The 22,308-nt window shown below is 59.1% G+C and carries 11 protein-coding genes; 5 read left to right on the top strand and 6 right to left on the bottom strand.

Going from position 1 to position 22,308, the window contains the following annotated elements; genetic code table 11:
• The 3 genes from VI215_02675 to VI215_02665 all read right to left on the bottom strand — a co-directional run.
• On the bottom strand, positions 1–6,893 hold a 6,893-nt coding region (locus tag VI215_02675; GenBank protein ID HEY6191210.1), incomplete at its 3' end, for a hypothetical protein.
• Between the two features lie 434 nt (positions 6,894–7,327).
• Positions 7,328–8,938: a fused MFS/spermidine synthase gene (locus VI215_02670; protein ID HEY6191209.1), complete on the bottom strand. Its 1,611-nt coding sequence runs from the start codon at positions 8,936–8,938 to the stop codon at positions 7,328–7,330.
• 8 nt (positions 8,939–8,946) lie between these two features.
• Positions 8,947–9,615: a fused MFS/spermidine synthase gene (locus tag VI215_02665; protein ID HEY6191208.1), complete on the bottom strand. Its 669-nt coding sequence runs from the start codon at positions 9,613–9,615 to the stop codon at positions 8,947–8,949.
• Positions 9,616–9,959: 344 nt separating this feature from the next.
• On the opposite strand from VI215_02665, the gene VI215_02660 reads away from it, so the two are divergent.
• From VI215_02660 to VI215_02650, 3 genes are all read left to right on the top strand, one after another.
• Positions 9,960–10,694: a ZIP family metal transporter gene (locus tag VI215_02660; GenBank protein ID HEY6191207.1), complete on the top strand. Its 735-nt coding sequence runs from the start codon at positions 9,960–9,962 to the stop codon at positions 10,692–10,694.
• Between the two features lie 65 nt (positions 10,695–10,759).
• Positions 10,760–11,389 (top strand): hypothetical protein, encoded by a 630-nt coding sequence (locus tag VI215_02655; protein ID HEY6191206.1) that lies wholly within the window; start codon positions 10,760–10,762, stop codon positions 11,387–11,389.
• Positions 11,373–12,107: a hypothetical protein gene (locus tag VI215_02650; protein HEY6191205.1), complete on the top strand. Its 735-nt coding sequence runs from the start codon at positions 11,373–11,375 to the stop codon at positions 12,105–12,107. Before VI215_02655 ends, VI215_02650 begins: the two co-directional genes overlap by 17 nt.
• A 1-nt stretch (position 12,108) precedes the next feature.
• Here VI215_02650 and VI215_02645 read toward each other — a convergent pair whose 3' ends face one another.
• A complete protein-coding gene (locus VI215_02645; GenBank protein HEY6191204.1) occupies positions 12,109–12,840 on the bottom strand; it encodes a hypothetical protein in 732 nt (243 codons plus the stop codon).
• A gap of 431 nt (positions 12,841–13,271) precedes the next feature.
• Between VI215_02645 and VI215_02640 the strand changes: the two genes are divergently transcribed.
• The gene (locus VI215_02640) at positions 13,272–14,870 is read left to right on the top strand and encodes a hypothetical protein (GenBank protein ID HEY6191203.1); all 1,599 of its coding nucleotides are present in this window, start codon (positions 13,272–13,274) and stop codon (positions 14,868–14,870) included.
• A 48-nt stretch (positions 14,871–14,918) separates the two neighbouring features.
• On the opposite strand, the gene VI215_02635 is transcribed toward VI215_02640, so the two are convergent.
• Together VI215_02635 and VI215_02630 are read right to left on the bottom strand one after the other, a co-directional pair.
• On the bottom strand, positions 14,919–18,845 hold the full coding sequence (locus tag VI215_02635; GenBank protein ID HEY6191202.1) for an SBBP repeat-containing protein: 3,927 nt from the start codon (positions 18,843–18,845) through the stop codon (positions 14,919–14,921).
• 345 nt (positions 18,846–19,190) lie between these two features.
• Complete coding sequence (locus tag VI215_02630; protein ID HEY6191201.1) at positions 19,191–19,394, bottom strand: cold-shock protein; 204 nt, start codon at positions 19,392–19,394, stop codon at positions 19,191–19,193.
• 460 nt (positions 19,395–19,854) lie between these two features.
• On the opposite strand from VI215_02630, the gene VI215_02625 reads away from it, so the two are divergent.
• Positions 19,855–22,302, top strand: a complete 2,448-nt coding sequence (locus VI215_02625) for a zinc-dependent metalloprotease (GenBank protein HEY6191200.1) — start codon at positions 19,855–19,857, stop codon at positions 22,300–22,302.
• The last annotated feature ends 6 nt before the right edge of the window (positions 22,303–22,308 follow it).

The following is a 22,308-nucleotide window of genomic DNA, read 5'->3' as shown; positions in this document are numbered from 1 at the left end:
TCGACCAGCACGCTCTGGATGTGATAACCGGCGTCCGGCGTCATCGTGAAGCCGAGATTATCTCCCGCGTTTGCGCTGATCGGTCCCGCCGGAGCAATCGCACCGTGCAGGCCGGATGTCGCGGTCACGGTGTATCCGTTGATCGTGAAGCTGGCGATGATGCTGTGGTCGCCCGTCACGTTGGTAAAGTCGTAGCCCGGCACTGCTCCGACTGAAATCCCGTCGACCACGACGTCGGAGATGTTGTATCCCGCGTTGGGAACGATGGAGAAGCTCTGGTTTCCGCCGTACGCCACGCTGACACCGCCCGCAGGAGTGATCGAGCCGTTCGCGCCCGATGAGGCCGCGATGGTGAGTTGGTCGATCGCAAAGCTGACGCTGACCGTGTGATTCGCCGTGACATTAGAGAATGCGTAGCCGCCGACCGCTCCTATCGAGTTTCCGTCCACGACCGCATCAATGACGTGATAGCCTGCGTTCGGCACGAACGTGTAACTCTGGCTGCCGCCGTAGTTCACGACCGTCATTCCGGCCGGATTGATCGAGCCGTTCGCTCCGGCGCTCGCCAGGATCGTGTCCGTCGTGATTGCGAACGATGCCGCGATCGTATGGTTGAGCGTAACATTTGTAAACTTGTAGCTTAGAACCGGACCCACCGAGTTTCCGTCGACGACCACGTCCGCGACGCGGCAACCCGTTGCGGGTGTGATCGCGAACGTTGTGTCCGATCCGTAATTTACGACGACCCCGGCCGATGGTGAAATCGATCCGTTTGCCCCCGAGGTGGCAAAGATCGTATCGGGCTTGTTTTCGCCGACGGCAAAATCGCTGAATGAGGTCAGGCCGGTCATCTGAGTGCTTGTCGGCGTTCGGGCCCCCACCGTGGGAGTGATCCAATTTCCCAGGTCGAACTTCTGGCCGATGAACGCGTACGGATTCGCTCCGGGATCAACGTCGGCCGGCGCGAAGTTGAAGGTCGCGTTGTAACTCGAAAACGCGGTCCCGTTGTTTGATAAGGTCCAGTACCGGTTGACGTCCTTCAGTGGGTTGATCAGGGACGACGAGATGCTGGGATGCTCGCCGGGGTTTGTGCTGGCCGTAATATAGCCTGCCGACGTCACGTTTGTGAACGAGACATTGACCGGCGTGTAGTTGTTTGCATCGCCTATTTCAAATGTCGCGGAGGCCGCTCCCGGGGCAATATATTTTTCAAGATTGCCGTCGACATACCCGTCCGTTCGCGTCACACTTCCTCCCGGACCGATGATCAACGTATCCGCACCGGTGACGACGACACCGTTGATCAGATTGAGCACTCCGTCGACGACGATATTCGTCACAAGCGATAACGTACCTGAAGTCAAATCCACCGTGAGATTGCTGAATGCGCCGGTCGACCCGATGGTGTCGGGTCCCGTGCCGTTGAAGAGAACCGTCGTGCCGGCGTTCGAGAAGGTCCCTCCGGTCATCTGCCAATCTCCGCCGATGGCAATCGTGTCTGGTCCTCCCACAAACGTCCCGCCTGAAATCGTCAGGTCGCCGGTGATCGTCAGATTCCCTCCGGCGACCACTGTCCCGCCGGTGATGTCAAGACTTCCGTACGTCGGGGTCGTCGAAAGAGTCTGGTAACCCGATCCCCCGTAGACGATGATGCTGGCCGGATCGAAGACATAGACGTCAAATACCGGAAGAACGTTCGATCCTCCCAGGACGAGAATCGCACCGGCGTCAAGCGTCAACGTTCCGCCGGAATCATTCTGCGTGACCGTGTAGCCGGCGAGGTTCAGTGTCCCGCTCACAACGGTCAGCACCTCGAGGCCCGTGATGTTGGATGCGAGCGTGGTTGTCGCCGAGTTCTTATCGATGATCAATTGATCGAAGGGAAGAGGCGTTATCGAGCCGCCGATGGTCGAAGATGAATTCCCGGCAAAGGTGATGGTTGCGTTGTCGTCATTGAAGCTGCCGTTATCGATGAAATTCCCTGTCACGGTGAAGTCTGCAAGCGCCGTGATCGTTCCCGTGATTGTGAGATTGTCGAACATCGTCAACCCGATCCCATTGATCGTGCCGTCAGTGCCGTTCAGGACGACCGTCGAGGCTCCCCCGCTGAATGTTCCGTTGTTTGTCCAGCCTCCCGAAACCGTCAACACGAGGCCAGAACCGCCGTTCAAGGTCGAGCCTTGGGCGATATAGAGGTCTCCGGTCACCGTCCAGTCGGAAAGCGGCGTCACGCCGCCGGCGCTGGTGTTGGTAATCTCCACGGATGAAAATGTCAGGGGACCGCCGGTGACCGTTATGCTGCCCGTGCCTCCAAAGTCGACGAGTCCTGTGCTGGAGAACGAGGAGCCGCCGAGCGACAATGTCACTGCGCCCGACGGATCGAAGGTGATTGTGCCGTCGCTGCTGACTGTCCCGTTGTTCGTGAACGTGCCGCCGATCGTGTAGGCGTACGGACCTCCGACGAAGCTTGCTCCCGCGCCGACGATGTAGTCTCCGGTGACGAGCCAATCGGTGTTCGGGGCGATCCCTCCGGTATTGTTCACGTTCACATTATCGAATGTGGGAGAGGTCAACGACACGAATTCCGGAGAAACGGAACCGTTGAAATTGACGGTTCCGGTGCTCACGAAACCCGAATCCATCTCGATCGTTTGTACTGTCGTCCCCGTGAATGTCACCGTTCCGCCGCTCAGGAATGATCCCGTATTGAAAAAGTCGCCTGAAAACGTCGTGCTCGTGCCGCCCGCCTGGTACGAGCCCGTGACCGTCATAGTCCCGTTGACGGTGATATCCCCGTATGCCGTGTAGTTGCCGGTCACCGTCAGGTCATTGAACGCGGCATTGCCGCTCAGGGTATTGGACGAACCGGCGAGAATGACAAGGCTGCTTGAGGGAGTGAACGTGCCGCTATTGTTCCAGTTCCCATCCACGGTGAGGGCGAACGAGCCCGCATCAAACGTCGAGCCGCTGTTAATCAGCAGATTGCCGGCGACCGTCGTATTGCCCGAGAGAATCTTCACGTTGCTGCCGCCGTTTGAAAACGTCAGGTTGCCGTACGCCACCGGTGCGACGATCTGTGTGCCGGAGCCGTAGTACTCAACCGTGCTCTTGCTTGAGATATTGACAATTGCGTAATTAATGGGAAAATTATTCGCGCCGGCAAGCCGGAGCGTGGTCCAATCCGCGAGAGTCAATGTTCCTCCGATGGAGGTCCGGTTTGCGGTGAAAACTCCGAGATCGAGGGTGCCGGCCGCCACTGTGAGGTCTCCGTTGATCGGCAGGCCGCCGGTGAGCAGAGCCCTGCCGTTTGACTTGTTTACCGTAAGGTTGTTGAATGTTGTCGGGCTGATGGATTGCTGGGATGCACCGTTGAGAACCACCGTGCCACTGCCGGAGGCGAATGAGCCGCTTCCGGACCAGTCTCCCCCCACTGAAATGACCGATAAACCCCCGTCCAGCGTCGCTCCCGCTCCGATGGTCACGGTTCCGCCCACAACGAGCGGCGCATTGACAAGGAACGTCCCCCCGTTGACCGCGAGGTCGCCGGTGGCAGACGCTGCGGTCGTAAGGGTCGCTGTCGCAGAAGACTTGCTTATCGAGAGATTGTTGTAAGTGATTCCGCCTGCAACATCTTGCGATGCCGACCCGGCATAGGTCACCGTGCCGGAGCCCGCATTAAACGAACCGCCTGTGCGCGTAAAGTCTGAATTAATGACCAGGTTTCCCGGGCCGGTCCACGATATCCCCGCGCTGCCGGATTGGATAAGCGATCCGAGCACCGTGGCTGATCCCGAGCCGATGGTCAGATTGATCGCGTGCCCGTTTGTGCCGTCACTGAGCAGGAGGACGCCGCCGATCGCCAAGGTCTGGGCTCCGACGTCGATGGTATGAGAGGCATTCGTCTGCCATGAGCCGATGGTGTTTCCCTTTGTCGTCAAACCCCCGCCCGAGCCGATGGAGAGTGTCGCAGATTGTGCGCTCTCGAAAACGATATTCTTGACGGTCGTGACGGATGCGAGTGTCGGCTGATACCCGCCCGCCGTCCCGCCAAAATCGGCAATGTCTGTCGAAGCGGGAGGCATCGATGGCGTTCCGGCCGCAATTGTCCAATTCGCCGGGTCTTCCCACGCCTGACTCGCCGCTCCCGTCCAGCGGGCGACGTCAAGGTTATCCGACAGCGTCCATCGGCCGTCAAGCGCGCCGAGGCCGGTTTGTTCAACCCAGTTTCCGGTGGAATCGGATCCGCTTTTTGTGGTTTCGGACCAGCTCAATCCGTTGAAATGCCATGGCAGCAGCGTCGATTCGATATTGCCGTTTAATTCCCCATCTTCGTAGTGAAGACGGATCGTGGCCAGGTAAGAGCCGGTGCCGGTCACGCTAACGTTGTAATCACGATTCACTGAACCGCCAAACGGAAAATCGGTGATGAGGGCCTGCCTCACCGTCACCGCCACCGAGGAGACCCCTCCGGCGCCGCTTGTGAACGCAATGGTATTATTCGGTCCTTCGAATGCAAAGGGCGTGCCGCTTGAAAACGCATGCGTGTGTACAATCGTGCCGATGATGATGCCATTTCCGGTCCGCGTTGATGTAATAGTGACTTTGTTGATCCCGGTGCGCATCGAACCGGTTGTCATCGTCAAGGTTGCGACGGTGATATCGTTGTTCAGCTGGAGTAAATTGACCGAAGATGCCTTGTTCAGCGTCAATCCGTTGAACGTGGTGGCGCCCGTGATGGAGACGTTCCGGGAACCCAGGAGTTGAACCGTGCTTGTGCCGGCCGTGAACGCTCCAAGGTTTGTCCAGTCGCCATACACTTTGTGGGTAAAGGCTCCGGCGGAAAGCGCTGCACCGGCGCTCATCGTCAGGTTGCCGTTCATCGTGAGCGCACCGGCTGCTGTCTTCGTCCCGGCTCCCGAGATGGTCAGGTTATGGTAGGTAGCCGATGCCACTGTCTGAGCGCCTGGGGAATTATAAATCACGGTATTGGGAGCGCTTGTCGAGACATCGAATGTCCCCGCAGAGAGCGTAAGAGCGCCGGCCAATCCGAGCATCGACCCTGACCCGAGTCGGAGCTTCGTCCCATTGAGCGTCACGTTGTACAGGTTCGCACTTCCCGAAAGCGTCGAGGATCCTGTGAACGAAACGGTGCCGGCCGAGGCGGTCAGCGCCCCGCCGACAGATAGGTCAGACTTCATTGTGAAATTCCTCGCCGTTGCGACCGATCCGGTGACGCTTAACGCGTTGAACGTGATGGTACCGCTTCCGGCGATGGATTTCGAAGCGCCGCTCAGTGTCACCGTGCCTGCTGTCGAGGTGAACGTCCCGTTCGCGGTCAGGTCACCCGCGATGGCCAGAGAAATTGCCGTGCTGACAGTCCCGGAAACCGTGAAGTTATTAAATGAGATTCCGCTTCCGCTGATCGATTTGCCTGTGCCGCTCATGGTGATCGTTCCGGCACCGCCCGGGAGGTGTGAGAATGATCCTCCCCCGCTCGTGGCAAAATTTCCGGCGATCGTCAGATTGGCGGATGTTGCCGCGGTAAAGCCGGCGCCTGTAATTGTCAGATTGTTGAAGTTGTTGAGGCCGGCTCCGCTGATCGCCCTGGCGATGCCGCGCAGAGTGACTGAGCTCGTGGCTCCGGTGAAAGTACCATTGTTTGTCCAGTTTCCACCCATCGTGTGAAGATACGAACCGCCATTGAAGGTCGTTAACGGGCCGATCACAAGGTCGCCGTTGACCGTGATGGCCGCCCTGGCTGTGAACGATACGGATGATCCCGGCCCGATATCGGATGTGAGGCTTCCCGCGACCGTCATGGCAGAGCTCGGCATTGTCTTCGTCGCAGAGCCGCTGCTGCTTGTCAAGAGCAGATTTCCGTACGTTTGAGACGAGACCGTCTGGTTCGCGCCGGAATAGACGACGGTGCTGATTCCCCCTAAAGCCCTGGTGGCGTAGTTGGAGGGAAACGTATTCGTCCCGCCGATTTTCAGTGTTGCGCCGTTCGACACGGTCAATATTCCGCCGGAGGAGGAGCGATTTGCAGTAAAGCTCGAAAGATCGAGTATGCCGGCCGCCACCGTCAGGTTTCCCCGGAGCCCCGGCAGATTGCCGCCGAGAGTTTTTGTCGTCCCGCCGCTCACCCGCAGATTTCCATAGGTGATGCCATTAGTGACGGTTTGATCAATTGTTGCCGAACTATACTCGACGGTGCTGGTGCTGGCAAAAGAATACGAGCCGGTAACCGCATAATTTCCCGCAAACGTAGAAGCCCTGACCAGAATCGATCCCGATCCGTTCACCTTCATATCGCCTTTGCCGGAAATCTTATATGTCGGGGAGTCGTTGGGATCAAGTATTCCGTTGACCGTCAGAAGAAGCGAAACGCCGACCGCGGTATTCAGTTTTGTGGTGCTGCCCGCACTTATCGTGAGAGACCTGAAACCGGCCGATCCATTGATCGATTGCGTTGTTCCGGCAAAGCTCACGACCGGGTTGTGTTTGGGACCGCCCGCGGGAGAATAGGATCCCGAATTATTCCAATTTCCCGTCAGCGATATCGTGTGGTTTTGCTGCGAGATCGAGCCGTGCACGCCAATCGTGATGTTCCCGTAAACGGTGAGCGATTGCTTTGCGGATAGGGAAGACGATTTTATGCCCGTTCCTATGGTCAAAGACTTGCAGACTGAGGAAACGGTCAGGCTGGGCTGATTCGAGCCGGTGAAATTCGCGTCGCCGATAATGGCATCGACTGTGGCCGTCGGAACGCCGTTCGTCCAGTTCGCGGCTTTGCTCCAATCCGTGCTGGAAGTCCCCTTCCAGGACGTTTGCCCAAATACGGGCAAAACAGCGAAAAAAATCAATGAAAATGAGATAATTACCAATTTTTTCATTCTAAATATCCTTCAAGAAATTGACGTGGAATCTGAGAGGGTGCGGGGACATGATAATAAAAACGAGTAATGTGGGATATGATCCGCAACAACTTGCGCACGATTTACCCGTTTTTTTGGAGGCGAGTAAGTGCGGGGCTTGAAATTGAGCCTCTGGGGAGATCAGTAAGAAAGGGGAGGATCCAGATATGCGATCCAAAACTTCGGTCCTAGCGCGGGAGGGTAGGCGGGTAGGGAGGCTATATATTGGGGGAAACGCTCTCCCTCAACGATTTCCGTTTGTTATCCGGAGGGAGCGGAGCGACCGAAGGATCTGGCTTTTTGGCTTTCAAATGGTGGGAGATCCTTCGCAGAGTTTACACTGAGCGAAGCGAATGTGCTCAGGATGACAAATACAAGGTGTATCACTACTAATAGAACAGTGAACGCCCCGTTTACTTGAAGAGCTTCAGTCCCTCCGTGAGCTCCACCTGCGCGAAGTTGATGATGGCCCCTTCCCTCCACTTCCTGATGGTTTCAGCGTTCAGATAATCGATCACCGGCTTGTCGTCCGTCAGGACGAAACCGTCCGGGAAGGGGCTCGGGCACCGGAGGACCGGGTTCTTGATCAGGTCGTCGGTCCACGGCTGCCCGGCGCAGCAGGGGTTCATGTTTTCCTTTTTCAACCGGGAGAAATCAATATCCTTCGGAGAGGACACGATGATGATGTCGACGATCTCGCCGGTCCCCAGGTGGACATACGCCTTATAGCCCGCTTCGAGCAGCGTGTTCACGATGCACTTGTAGACCGTCGTTTTCTTCCTGGCAAGAATCTCCTGAAATTCTATGATGATCATTCCATCGTCGTTCAGGAGGTTCTTCAGCTCGCGGAAGCTCTCCGTGGTGAAGACATAGGAGGGCTGCACTTCCCCGTTCAGAACGTCGAAGACGATGAGATCGTACTTGGAGGACGCCGTTTTGATGTAATGGCGCGCGTCGTCGACGAAGAAGCGGGTCGTCGTATCGTCGAAGTAGAAATAGTCCCGGGCGATCGGCATCATTCGGGCGTCGAGTTCGACCGCATCCAGCGTCATGTTCATGCGGATCAGCTCGGTGGCGAGGCTTCCCGCCGCGAACCCGAAGAGCAGCACGTGGGGGCTCCCCTTCTTGAGCGAGGAAAACATGGAGATTTCGTGCACGTATTTCCAGTAGGAGACCCTGAAGGCGTTGTTCACGATGCGGGTCTGGGGGATGCCGTTGATCAAGAGGTGGCGTATCTCCAGCTTCGCCGCGGTGTCGACTTTGTCGACGACCTTCAACTGGCCCAGCAACCCTTCGCTCACGAACGGAACCGAGAGAGCGCCCCCCGGTTCGGCGCCCCCGTGGGCCAGAGTGAGGGCTTTGAGAAACACCACCGCGACGATCGTCCCCATCACCGTCTTGCTGTACATGAAGAGTGCTGTAAAGCCGAACAGGAGACAGGCGATGATATAGAGGGGGATCGTGATGCCGAGTGCGGGTATCAGCACAAACCCGGCGAGAAACGTGAAGACAATTCCGCCGACCGTGGAAACAGCATAGACCAGCCCGGCTTTTTTCCCGGCCTCGGCGACCTGCCTCGAGAGCTGCCTGATCACAAGCGGAGATGTGGTTCCGAAGGCGAACAGGGGAGGCCCGAGAAGGAGAGAGGCCGAAACGATGCTGGCCGAATAGACCGAGGACGCTTGAAACCACCCGAACATCGTGTGCGCCCACGTGGACATGAACGTGATCAGGGCTGCCGCGGAGAGAAACGCCAGAGCCAGATAGAGGTCGGGGTTGGCGCCCCGGGAGAGCAATCCGCCGGCGTAATAGCCGATGGTGAGGAACGTTATCGTGACCCCGATGACGGACGCCCAGACGATGAGCGAGTTGCCGAAGAAGGGGGTCAGCATCTTGGCTCCGAGGAGCTCGACCGAAATCACCGCGGCCCCCTCGATGAACGCCAGAAGGAGGTAGGTCGAGGCCGCGATTCGTTTCCCGGGCTCGGTCCGGGCGGTTTCCCTGCCGTGTTTCTTCTTGGACATCCCGGGGTTCAGATCGCTTTGCGAACTGACACTTCTTGGGGCGCGGACACAGATACGTCCGGCGGCGCGACCGTGGAGAGCACTGCCGCCGTGAGCAGGAGTCCCGCCGTGGCGTACGAGCTTGCGGCGAGTCCAAGCGAAGGAATGGAATAAAAGGCGACGGTGAAGGTCATCAGGATCCCTCCCAGGGTGGAGATCGCATAGACGGTTCCGGCCTTCTTGCCGACACCCTCGACGTTTTCGGAGACGATCCGTATGACCAGCGGCGAGACCATGCCGAAACAGAGCAGGAGGGGAAAAATGAAGACGATGCAGGAAAGAAGCGATCCAACCTGAATCGAGAAACTGAGGGAGGCGTTCATCACCAGGGAAGAGAGACGCGGCATCACCGCGAATAGAGCCGTCGAGGCGATCAGGATGTTCCTCAGGTTTCTTCGAAGAAACGGTTTCTCGGAGATCATTCCACCGAGGTAATACCCGGCCGTCAATCCGCCGAGCGTCGTCCCCAGCACGCTCGTCCACACGTAGAGAGAATTTCCGTAGTAGGGTGCGATCAGCTTCGCGCCGATCAGCTCGCACGCCATGACGGCCGCTCCCTCGAGGAACGAGATGGCATAGAAGAGAGGATACGGCGTCCCCGCCTTGCCCGGTGCGTTCGATCTGCTCGCCTGGTTCATGGTGCAATATCTTACTCAAATCGTGCGGTAATGTCAAGAGCGTGGTGTCTCAATTTGGCCGAAAGTCTCTCTGCCTCGTCATGCTGACATGCTCCTGGTCAGCATCTTTCAACTCTTCTATTTCTCGTTCCCACGCTCTGCGTGGGAACGCATATCCCGGCGCTCCGCGCCGGGGACGCAACCTAAAGGTTGCGCCTACCGATGACTCGGGCCTGGTAGCCGCAGCCTTTAGGCTGCGTTTGTTCGGCCACCGGCCCGTTTCCTTTGTTGACACTCGCTCCATTTCTCGCTACCTTAACCCTGTTTCTCAATCAGGCTTTCAATCTCTCAGTCTCCCGGGTGCCATGCGCTCTTTAGGTTTCTGGCTCTTCTCCGTCGGCACGTTGGTTTCCACCCTTCTGGGCGGGATGTTTTCGATTCGATTCAAGGATCGGCTCCATCCGATCATGGCGTTCACCGCCGGGGTCCTCATCGGCGTCTTCAGTTTCGACATCCTTCCCGAAATCATGAATCAGGTGAAGGAGAACAACTATAATGCGACGGGGATCATGATCGCCTTCGCGGCGGGCTTCATGCTCTTCCACGTCCTCGAGAAGGTCATCCTGATCCATCATGCCCACGAGGGGGAATATGCCGACCATAAGCATCCGCACGTCGGGATGCTTTCGGCGTTCGCCCTGATGGGGCACAGTTTCCTGGACGGCGTGGGAATCGGGTTGGGATTTCAGGTGAGCAATGCCGTCGGAATCCTCGTCGCGCTCGCGGTGATCTCGCACGATTTCACAGACGGGATGAACACCGTTTCTCTCATGCTTCTCCATAAAAACTCGGTCAAACGCGCGAGGATTGTTCTGGCAGGAGATGCGCTGGCTCCCCTCCTTGGGGCATGCTCGACCCTCCTTTTTCAGATTCCCCACTATTTTCTCGTGCTCTACCTCGCTTCCTTCGGCGGGTTCCTCGTTTATATCGGAGCGAGCGACATCCTGCCGGAGGCGCACAGCAACCGGAGCTCTCCCGGATTGATCGTCCTGACATTTCTGGGATTGGTCTTCACGTTCCTGGTCGCGGCTCTGGCGTAGGCAGGAATTCTTGCCTGATGAATCCAGGCGCCCTTACAGGCATCTTTCGAAGAAAGGAGTAAATCATGGGGATACTCTGGATCGTTGCAGGGGTTATTGTCGTCAGCGCGGCGTTCTTTCTGCCGTCCGGGGGCGACGTGTGGACCTCTTTGGATGCGGCGGGGGTTGCGGCCGCTCTCTATCTTGTCGCTCTCGTCGCGTTCGCGACGCGTTATCCGTTCCCGCGGTGGAGCCGGGCGGCCGCCTGGTTCCTGTTTCTTCTCACGGGGGCCGGAGTCTTTTTTTGCTGGAGAGAGGCGGAGGGGAGGGCCCGCATGCAGGTGAAAGGGTTCAGGGAGATTCGCGGTTCCATCAGCCGCTCCGTCATGGTCGATGTGATGCCTTCGATGCTTCTGAAGGTGATGAACGCGTACTATGCCGAGCCCGCCGACCGCCGGCAATCTCTGGGCGAAATCTTCCGGGAAACCTATCCTTCCGCGAATCCCGGCGTCAACATGCACGTCCCGTTCTCGAGTGAAGATAGCCTGATGGTGTCCATCTCAAGCCTCTCGGACACGGCGATCTCCCTCGTAGGCCAGGAGGCCTACGTCCCGGGACGAGATCCTGCGTTCAAGAACTCCAACGGGAAGAACGGCATGGTCCAGGCAAGAGCTGTGCTCACAAAGGAAGGGGTGCGATATGAAGCAGAGAACTGAGACCCCGGGGCGCACCGGGAGCGAGAACCCGCGTCTTATTCTCGAATGGATCTTTGCCCTCAGCATCGGCGCGATGATCTATCTCGTTTTCCGGCGCGGGTCAAGCGTCGCTTACGCTCCGTGGGGCTCCATGGCGAGAACGGCAATTCAGTTGGGTCTCGCCGAGTTCAGCGGACTCGCCGGCAAGGGAATCGAACCGGGTGAGCGATTTCTTCCCCTCCTCCTCGTCCTCCTTTCATTTGTCGCCGCTCCGACGGTTTTCCTCTTCTCATGGCGAAAGCTCCGTCTGGGCGGAACTCCCCAATCGTTTATCGCGACCATATTCTTTGTTGCGGCAGGGGCGGTCACTTTATCGGTGTTCATCCCCTCGATCCCGGACGCCGTGAGATTCAATTCTGAGGCGAACAGGATCCCGGAATCGACTACCGTTCAGCTGGCAAAAATCGGTTTGATGTCCGGATTGAACGAGATCGGCGTCGACGCGCGCAGTTATTCGATTCTGAATTCAGCGGGGGGGAACGGCAGGAAGGGATTTGAAGGGTACAGCATCCCCGAACGGTTAAAAGGATCGGGGGTGTTTACGTTTGCCGTCGGATCGGGGGGTCCGGGGACGTTGCGCCTCGTCGGAACGTCACCGGCCTACGAAGGATCCTCAATTGCCCTGGATATCGACAGCGCAACCGGCCGGTTTAGCTACGAAGGCGCCTTCAAGCCATAGCCTATATTCCTCCTCCCAGATATTTCCTGAGGAGAGCGGCGATTTCGTGCCTCTGCGTCCCCACCAGGAGCCTCGCGACATCTTCCATCATCCGGAGAAGGTACGATCCCAGCATGAGTCCTGCGGCAAAGTGCGCCAGCGCCAGGCCCCAGCAAATCGCAAAGCTGATGTTCGCGTAGGGGTCGATTCCCCGGAGGGCGAGCGCGAACGTCTCGACGGTAAGAATCGTGAAGACAAACGTGCCGTACATGGCGATCCAGTACCAGATCCAGAGACGGAGTATCCCGGTGCGAAGCAGGCCCGTGAACATCGCGTTGATTCCCGCGAGCCCGTTGAAGACGGCGTTCGTGAGGGTCTCCTTGTCCTCGGGTTCGAGGTACGATACCTTCATCATCTCTTCCGGCCCGAGGGCGGCGGATAATCCCGAGAAAAGAACCAGGTTGGATTTGTCGAGGAGCCGGAAGAAATGCCTGTCCAGCCAGGCGTGCATATCGCTGATCCAGTTGATTCTACCCACCCCGTAAAGAAGACCGCCGAAGGCGAGCAGGAGGCTCCCGCCGAACATCAGCGGAACCGTGAGATGCCCCGTGTGGATATCCCGTGCGACCCTGCCGATGCCCAGCCAGACCAGGGAGGTCCCGCCCATGAGAAGTGTCACGTAGAACGCGGCGGCGAATTTTACGGTCTTGTCGAGGCTGAGGTAATAGCGGTATTGACTTTTTGGACTAATCAAGATATACTAGTCGGTGATGTGGGCCGGCTTAACGGCTCAAATTAGCGATTTTAAAGTTGTCTAACAAGGATTCCGCCGGAGGGGAAATGCCTCGATTTGGCCATCTTTCTCCCCGGCTCGTCATCCCGACATGTTTCAGGTCGGGATTTTTACGAAGCTACGCTTCGGAAAGATGCTGACCAGGAGCATGTCAGCATGACGAGAAAAGATGAAAATGCGAAGCTATCGCCGGTTATGGCGAAAGCAAGAGGCTTGTGACGCAGGCAACGGAAGGGCGGCCGTGTGACTTCTGCCACAGCCCCGGGCCGGGCGTACCCTTACATTATAGACGGCGAATCGCACCCGCGCGCGCAGCGTCATCTTAGGCCCGAACGGGAGATACGCCGGGCGATCAGCCCGACGGGAAACATGAACGGAATCAGGAGATAGAGATGGATCCACAGCAGGTATTGACACGATTGAACTTCGGCCGCGTCGACGGCGAGACGGATAACCGCTTCGAAAACTGTTTTATCGGCACGGAGATGTTGCGTCAGGTATTGTTGCCCCAGCACTCCCTGGTTGTGGGGAACAAGGGCTCCGGCAAGAGCGCGATGTGCCGCCTGTTGTGCGACGACCTGCAGAAGGTCCGGCCGCTGCTTCCCAAAAACTATCAGGAAATTTATTGCATCCCCGCCTACGGTCTTCAGAGCGAGGAATTCCTCCCGACCGGGGACATCATCGAGCTCAAGCCGAACTCGGTGGACGACTTCCGGTTTTTCTGGCTGCTCTATCTGGGATTGAAGGTCTCCTCCACGCTCCTCCAGGATGAGAAGATGAAAGTCCTCGTCGAAAAAAACAAGAGCGAGAAACTCAAGACGGCCTACTCGAACCTCCAGAGGATCCTCAAGGACGTGGGGCTCGCCCAGAAGCAGGGCCTCGTGGACAAGATGAAACAGAAGCTCGGCATGAGGAACAAGCCCGTTCAGCGCGCGGAATCCCCGGGCGGGGGGAAGGGCGAACGCTCTCTCGGAATCGATTTCAAGCAGGCGACCGGCCTGAGCATCATGGCGTTGATGGAAAACGTCGACATCCTCCTGCAGGAAACGAACTGCCTGGTCTGGATCATGCTCGACAAGCTCGACCTGTTGTTCGTGGAAGACATCGAGAAGCTTCGCGCTGCGATCACCGGGCTCGTGCAGCTCCTGGTCCAGTACGGAAACCAGTTCAAGAACGTCCACCTCAAGGTTTTTTTGCGCAACGATATTTACCGGCAGCTCCATATCGTGAACAAGTCGCACCTGGTGAGCTACTCGACGGAAATGCGGTGGAGGGGGCCCCTCCTGTTGAAGCTTCTCACGGCGCGCGCGGTCGTGGATCCGTTTGTGAGGGAATACTGCGAGGCGGCGCTCGGCGAAACGGCGGATGTCAGCAGCATCATCCTGGGGTCCGACGACTTCGTGAAGAAGGTCTTCTTCACGATCTTCGAGCCGACGATGGCGAGCGCGCTGAAGATGGAAAACGCCCCGGCCACCGATCACTGGATTCTCAAGCGTCTCGTCGACGGGATGGGAAACACATTCCCCCGCGAGCTCATTTACCTTGCCAACAAGGCGGTGGAGCGGCAGCGGGAACTGAACCGGCTGGACGGGAAGCACGGCTCGACGCATCTCATCAGTCCCCGGGCCCTGAAGGAATCGTTCGAGGCGATTTCCGCGTACCGTTGCGACACCTACCTTTATTCGGAATTTCCGCACCTGTCGAAACACTTCGACGTGTTCCGCGGGAGCGACAGCACGACGTTCCATCGCGAAGAGCTCTATATGCTCTTCGAGCCGCTCTCGCCCAAGGGGGACGAAGCGATCCGCGCGGTCTACGACACCGGATTGCTCCAGCCGCTGGGACAGAACGTCGATTCGAGCAGGAAGTTCAAGGTGCCCCTCCTCTATAAAATTGGATTGGGGATGACCGACCGCCGTTCGAAAACCCGGATGAAACACCATACGAGCAAGGAAGAGCGGGAAACGGTCGATAACGAAGATATGAATTGAACCACCCGGCCATCCCGGAGGGCAGGATCGCGGCCGATCGCCTTCCGGTTACCGGAGCAAGACCATCCTTTTCACCGACGTGAAACCGGCCCCGGGAGAGGCCGGGCTCCACGCATCCATCCTGCAAAAATAGACTCCGCTCGAAACGGGCTTCCCCGATTCATCGAGCGCGTCCCATTCGATCGCCTTAAACCCTGCGTCTTCAATTTCATCGATAAGGACTTTCACTCTCCGCCCGAGGAGATCGTAGATCCCGAGCCGCACTCTGCTCTCCTGCGGCAGCGAATACCGGATGAGCGTCGCGGGGTTAAACGGGTTGGGGTAGTTCTGAGAGAGTTCGAACCGGCCGGGGAGATCGTTCATTCCCTCCAGGACGAGGACGAGCGGAGTATCCTGTTCCCCGAGACGGGTGCGGACGGTTCCCCGGAGAGGAATCCTTTTCGGACCCGCCTGGAGCCACGCCCCGGGGGAATCGCCCGGTCTCGAGCAACTGAAGTTTATCGGGAAGCGGGCTCCGGCGAGACTGATCCCAAACCTGCGGATGCCGTTCGACCCGGCGAGGGCGACCAGGCTGCCGTCCTTAAAGCGGACGTCGAACCCTCCCGGTGGAGGGAGGGGAGGCAGTTGGAACCTGCCCGATGATGCGGCCTCTCCCCGGCCTTCGCCAAAATAGACCGACCCTGTGCGCCCCGCCGCATCCGTGAACGTTCCCCGATCGATCCTCCGCAGAATATCGGGACCGGCGCTTCTTGAAGCCGTGGATTGGGGCGGTTGAAGCATGAGGGTACCGGCTGCGGAGGTCCGAACCCAGTAGCCGTGCCCGGGAAGGATCGAATCGGCGACGAAGTAGCTGCCGGAGTAGCCGAAGAACGGGGAAAGGATGATGCCCGGGGGCGACGACGAAATCGACGCGACGGGCACGGGCACGGAGACCGACCCGACGATGTTCCACGCATCCGAGACGTGCAGGGTCTCCGGGCTGATCGCGAATCCGGTGAAGCTCAGGTCCGGCTGATCGAGTTTCTTCCAATACCCCACGCCATTGACCATCGAGTCATGTTTCACGTATCCCCCCTCGTAAGAATAAAGGTGGTCGAGAAGGTAGGGAGAACCCACGCGCACCGGCAATGAAATGAGTTGCCAGCCGGTGCCGGGCGAGATTGAGATCACCGTTCCCGACACCTGCTGGTACTTGATCGTCGTAAAGGTCGACCCTCCGCTCGGTTCTCCCGCCAATCCAAATCCGGACGACCCGGCGACGATGATCCCGCCCGCGGGGTCGAGGGCGATTCCGGCCGCGTCGTCATTGACGGAGGCGTTTCCGTTGAACCGAATCAGCCACTCCTGGTTGCCGAGAGAGTCGTACTTGAGCGTCGCGTAGTCGTCGAGTGTGCCGGCTCCTTCGCTGAAACCCGTCACATAGACGTTCCCCTGCGCGTCCGCGGAGAGACCCGATGCCTGGTCGTTTCCGCCGGCCGGGCCGTTGTAGAGCTTCACCCACCTCTGGGTGCCGGCCGCCGTGTAGCTCAGGGTGGCGTAATCGGCCGCAGCCCCGGTACTGGTGCTGTACCCGGTCACGAACACGCTTCCGCCCGGGCCGAGCGTCAGCGCCGAGGGCGTATCGTCATCGTTCGCCGAGCCGTTGTATCGCCGGACCCATTGCTGTACGCCGGCGGAATTGTACTGGACCGTGGCGTAGTCGTACGAACTCAGGGGTCCGAGGCTCGAACCGGTGACGTCGACGTTGCCGGAAGCGTCGACCGCAATCGCCGTTCCCTCATCGTCGTCGCTTGCCGTCCCGTTGTAACGGACGCCCCAGAGGAGGGAACCGTTTCCGTTGTACTTGACCGTCCGCATGTCGTAGCCCCTGCTCGCGCTTTCGTCGCTCGCGCCCGTGACGAACGCGTTCCCCGTCGAGTCGGTCGCGACGGCGATCCCGAAATCGCCTCCGTCGCCGGAGCCGTTGAACCGCGCGTTCCACTGTTCCACTCCGCTCGAGTTGTATTTGACCGTGAGGTAGTCGTAGGCCGAACCCGAGCTGTCGCCCGCTGTCCCGGTGACGAAGATACTCCCGGTATTCGTCACGGCGATATCGAAGGCGAAATTCGTGCTTTCGAGCAACCCGCCAAATCGTGCGACCCATTGAAGAGCGCCGCCGGAATTGTACTTGACGGTTGCATACTCCGAAGTCGTCCCCGAACTGTCGTAGCTGTATCCCGCGACGTAGACGTTTCCCGCGGCATCCGTCGCGATCGCGGAGACGATGTCGTCCCCGCCCGAGGGCCCGTCGTAGCGCTGCGCCCACTGGAACGTCCCGGAGGAGTTATATTTCACCGTCAGAAAATCATACCCGGAGGTCGTGCTCCGGCTGTATCCCGCCACGTAGACATTGCCCGTCTTGTCGGAGGCGACGGCGGTTGCGGCATCGTCGCTTATCCCGGGGCCATTATACCGCGCATCCCACACCTGGCTTCCCGTGAACGCGTAGCAAATGACCGAGTAGTCGAACCCGTTCCCCTCCTCCAGATCGCTGTATCCAGCCACGATCACGCCCCCGCCGCCGTCGTTCACCATCGCCGCGGGATAGCTGTCGTTCGATTGCGAAGATTTGTAACGCGAGGCCCATTGCTGGGCTCCGGCCGGGCTGTACATCACCGTCGCTTCATTAAAAAGGACGGTCGTCGCATCGGAGCTCGATCCGGTCACATAGACAAAACCGGAGGGGTCGATCGCGATCGCCGACGCAAACTCGTCGCCCCCGAACGCCCCGTCATACCGCGCCACCCAGGCCTGTACCCCTGCCGTCGAGTACTTCAGGGTGGCAAAATCGTAGCCGGTTCCGGCCGCGCGGCTGGAACCGGTAACGTAGACGGTCCCGGCGCCGTCGACCGCGATCGCCGATGCGTGGTCTGCGTCGTTCGCCGGGCCGTTGTAGGTCCTGACCCATTGCTGCCCGCCCGCGGAATCATATTTGATCGTGGCAAAATCGTCTCCCGCCCCTGTGCTCCGGGCATATCCGGTGACGTAGACGTTCGCCGAATTATCGACGCCGAGACCCGCAGCCAGATCGTCCCCGTTGCCGGGCCCGTTATAAACGGCGGTCCATCTCTTATTACCCGCCGCATCGTATTTTATTGTGGCACAGTCTTTCCCGCTTCCGGCGGAAGCGACGGTACCGGTGACATAGACGCTGTTCAACCCGTCGATCCCGATCGCCACCGCAAAATCGTCTCCGTTCCCGCTTCCGTTGTGCCGGAAAACCTGTTGCTCTGATCCTGCGGGGGAATACTTGACGGTGGCATAGTCATAACCTGTTCCTGATCCCGCGCTATAGCCGGTCACATAGATGTTCCCCTGCCCGTCCCGCGCGATGGCGGTGGCATAATCGTTCCCGCCCGCCTGCCCGTCGTACCGCGCGACCCACTGCTGGACTCCGCCGGTATTGTACTTGATCGTGACGTAGTCGTACCCGGATCCGGACCCCTGACTGTATCCGCACACGTATGTGTTTCCGGAGCTGTCGACGATGATCTTCGAAGGGCGGTCGTCGCCCTGCGCGCTTCCGCTGTACCGTGAAGCCCAGAGCCGGGTTCCGCCGCTTGTGAACTTCATCGTCACGATGTCGTTTCCCGTGACCGACGAGTCGGAATAGCCGGTAACGTAGAGGTTGCCCGAGAGGTCTCTCGCAATGGCGACCGCTTCATCCTCGGATGCCGCGAGCTGGGAGGCATAGGAGGAGAGCCACTGTTGCTGAACCGTATCGGAAAGATTTGAACTGATTGGAAACCCCGGAAGGCCGGGATTGAGACCGGGGGGGAATGCTTCATCAGCCTTGCGTTCTGCGACGCCCATGGATGACGGCCGCACAAGGTTTGATTTCTTCAACGGAATGAACCGGCCGTCCGGCGGCACCGGGGGAGAAAGTCCTGGGGGTGTATGATGATAGCGTGAACGCGCGGAAATCAGTTTTTCCACGGAGGCCCGCTCGTTCCGGCGCGCGGTTTCGCGTTCCCGCGCGGTCCGGGATCGTCCGTGGCGATCAAGCGCCAGCGCGGAAGATCCTGAGGAGCGATGTTCGGGGAAGCCAAAGATCAGGAGGGCGGAGCAGGCCGCAACGATCACCTTGAAGGAGTGTCGGATGGCATCCTCCTGTTTGTCCCAAATGATTGGAATTGGTGAACTCGTGCAATCGGAACCATCTGCACGCCGTGCGGGGTGTGTGGCAGGTAACATACCAAATCAGAGGGGGAATGTCAACCCCCCATGAAACAAAAAACCCCGCCTTTCGGGCGGGGTTTGATCTTGCAGGATGCTTCTGGTTTACGAGATGACGGTGACCTTCGACGCCGCAAGGCCCTTGGGGCCCTTCTCGACTTCGAACTCTACCTTGTCACCCTCATTCAAGCTCTTGTAACCGCTTGCTGAGATCGCGTTGAAGTGGACGAATACATCTTCGCCGCCTTCGCGAGAAATGAAACCAAAACCTTTTGCTGCGTTGAACCACTTGACTGTTCCTTTTTCCATGGAACGATTCCTTCGTGTATTTGTGACTGCCCGGCTCAACCGCCGGGCAAGGTGTACGCCTACTAGGTTATCTGAATGATGGCGTTGCGACCTTGGAGGGATTCGTACGGTTCATCAGCAGGACTACACAAGCGGTGTACTGTTATTTGACACCACAGTATACATAATTGCCGGATCAAATCCTAATCATTTTTTATTCCCCTCATACCTTTGCCGAAATACCTCCCATTCAGGCTCTTTTGAAGGTCCTCTCGTACCGCCGCACTGCGGCGGAACGTCTGCCGGGACGCGCTGCGTCCCAACCTCGCTGCGGCGCAGAGCGCCGCGGACTGCGTTCCCACGCAGAGCGTGGGAACGAGGGCGGGAAGGGCCATCCTTTTGCTTCTTTCCCCCCGGCGTGTTATACTCAATGGCTGTCCTGAATCTGCCGCCCGTCACCATTACCCCGGAGAAACGATCCATGCTCAAGTTCCTGCTGTCGCTCCTGTTTCTCGCCACCCTCGCGGTTTCGCAACAAAAACCGGAAGCCCAGCCGGCATCAATTTCGGAGAAAACGGGCGGCATGGAGAAGCACCCCGGGTTTTTCACCTACTACTGGGATCCGAAAGGGGGAAAAGTCTACCTGGAAATCGCCAGATGGAACGAGGAATTCCTCTATATGAATTCGCTCCCCACCGGCGTCGGATCGAACGACATCGGGTTGGACCGCGGGCAGCTTGGCGGAGGGCGGGTCGTGAAGTTTCTGAGAAGCGGCCCCAAGGTGTTGCTGCTCCAGCCGAATTATTCGTACCGGGCGATGAGCGACGATCCCGACGAGCGCCGGACGGTCGAGCAGGCCTTCGCACAATCGATTCTCTGGGGATTTGATGTCGTGGCGGAGAGGGATTCGACCGTCCTCGTCGATGCGACCGGTTTTTTTCTCCGGGACGCTCACAATGTCGTGGGTACGTTGAAAAATACGAACCAGGGCCAGTTCAGACTCGATCCGTCGCGCTGCGCGTTCTATCTCCCCCGAACCCGAAACTTTCCCGAGAACACCGAGGTGGAGGTGACGCTGACCTTTACCGGGGACGAACCGGGCAACTGGGTTCAGCAGGTCGTCCCGACGCCCGGCTCGATCACTGTCCGCCAGCATCACTCCTTTGACCGGCTCCCCGCCCCCGGATACACCCCGCGGGCGTTCGATCCGCGATCCGGGTTCGGCTGGATAAGCTATCAGGATTACGCCACCCCGATCCCGGAACCCCTGGTGAAGCGGTTCATCGTGAGGCACCGTCTCGAGAAAAAAGACCCAGCCGCCCCGGTGAGCGACGCGGTGAAGCCGATTCTCTACTATGTCGACCGGGGGGCGCCCGAGCCGATACGCTCGGCGCTTCTGGAGGGGGCCCGATGGTGGAACCAGGCGTTCGAGGCGGCAGGGTATCGAAACGCCTTCCAGGTGAGCCTCCTTCCCGACAGCGCCGACCCGATGGACATCCGGTACAACGTGATTCAGTGGGTTCACCGGGCGACAAGAGGCTGGTCGTACGGCAATTCGATCGTGGACCCGAGGAACGGAGAGATCTTGAAGGGACACGTCTCCCTCGGGTCCCTCCGTGTCCGGCAGGATTTTCTGATCGCAGAGGGGATGGTCGCCGACTACGAAGCGGGCAAAGCGACGGACCCGAGGATGCTGGAGATGGCGCTCGCGCGGATCCGCCAGCTCGCCGCGCACGAGGTGGGACACACGCTCGGCCTGCAGCACAACTACATCGCCAGCTCCCAGGGCCGGGCTTCGGTGATGGACTACCCGCATCCGCTCGTTACGATCGCACCCGATTCATCGCTCGACGTATCCCGGGCGTACGCGACGGGGATCGGCGACTGGGATAAGGTGACCATCGCGTACGGATACCAGGACTTTGCCCCGGGGACGGATGAAAGGGGCGCGCTCAACCGGATCATCAACGATGCCGCATCCCGGGGACTCACCTTTCTCACCGACCAGGACGCCAGGCCGCAGGGAAGCGCCCATCCGCAAACGCATTTGTGGGATAACGGGGCGAACGCCGTCGACGAGTTGAAGCGAATCATGGGCGTCCGCGCGGTCGCGTTGAAGAGGTTCTCCGAGAAGGCCATCCGCCCGGGTGTGCCAATGGCGACTTTGGAAGACGTCTTTGTGCCGGTCTATATGTCCCACCGCTACCAGGTGGAGGCGGCGGTGAAAGTGCTGGGAGGCCTTCGATACACCTATGCGCTCCGCGGGGACGGGCAGGTTCCGGTCGCAATGGTTCCCCCGGCTGAACAGCGGCGCGCGCTCGCGGCCCTTCTTGAAACCTTGAAGCCCTCCGCCCTCGCCGTGCCGGAACGGATTCTCGCCCTGATCCCGCCGCGCCCGTCGGGATACGACAGAAGCGCCGAGCTTTTCAAGAGCCGGACGGGAATGACGTTCGATCCCCTCTCGGTAGCGGAGGCGTCGGCGAATCTGACCGTGAGCCTGATGCTCCACCCGGCCAGGGCGGCGCGGCTCGTCGAGTACCACTCGCGTGACGCCGGTTTCCCCGGGTTGGACGAGGTGATCGGCCGCCTGCTTTCAGGCACCTGGTACGCTCCGCACGGGAGCGGATACCAGGCGGAGATTCTCAGAGTCGCCGACGGGTCGGTGCTTACGAACCTCCTCTCCCTGGCGGTGAACGAAAACGCCCCCCAGCAGGTCCGCGGGATTGCGGCGCTCAAGATTGAAGAATTGAAGCTCTGGTTGTCGCGTGAGAGAAAAACGGCGAAGGATGAGAGCCAGCAGGCGCATTTCGTCTTCGCTCTCTCGCTGATCAGGACATTCGAGGCGAACCCGAAAGACCTGAAACTCCCTTCGCAGCTCGATCCACCGGCGGGACCGCCCATTGGAGGGTTTGATTGCGGGATGGAATAGGGGTGA

It is taken from the genome of Bacteroidota bacterium, from assembly GCA_036522515.1.
GTDB lineage: Bacteria > Bacteroidota > Ignavibacteria > UBA10030 > SZUA-254 > VBOC01.
Note: the sequence above shows the minus strand (reverse complement) of the source record. Positions and strands in the feature narration are given on the sequence as shown.

Excerpts from the sequence above, each read along its gene's own strand:
- VI215_02650 (HEY6191205.1), top strand. The coding sequence starts at position 11,373 with ATGAAGCAGAGAACTGAGACCCCGGGGCGCACCGGGAGCGAGAACCCG.
- VI215_02660 (HEY6191207.1), top strand. The coding sequence starts at position 9,960 with ATGCGCTCTTTAGGTTTCTGGCTCTTCTCCGTCGGCACGTTGGTTTCC.
- VI215_02630 (HEY6191201.1), bottom strand. The coding sequence starts at position 19,394 with ATGGAAAAAGGAACAGTCAAGTGGTTCAACGCAGCAAAAGGTTTTGGT.
- VI215_02640 (HEY6191203.1), top strand. The coding sequence starts at position 13,272 with ATGGATCCACAGCAGGTATTGACACGATTGAACTTCGGCCGCGTCGAC.
- VI215_02670 (HEY6191209.1), bottom strand. The coding sequence starts at position 8,938 with ATGTCCAAGAAGAAACACGGCAGGGAAACCGCCCGGACCGAGCCCGGG.
- VI215_02655 (HEY6191206.1), top strand. The coding sequence starts at position 10,760 with ATGGGGATACTCTGGATCGTTGCAGGGGTTATTGTCGTCAGCGCGGCG.
- VI215_02625 (HEY6191200.1), top strand. The coding sequence starts at position 19,855 with ATGCTCAAGTTCCTGCTGTCGCTCCTGTTTCTCGCCACCCTCGCGGTT.
- VI215_02665 (HEY6191208.1), bottom strand. The coding sequence starts at position 9,615 with ATGAACCAGGCGAGCAGATCGAACGCACCGGGCAAGGCGGGGACGCCG.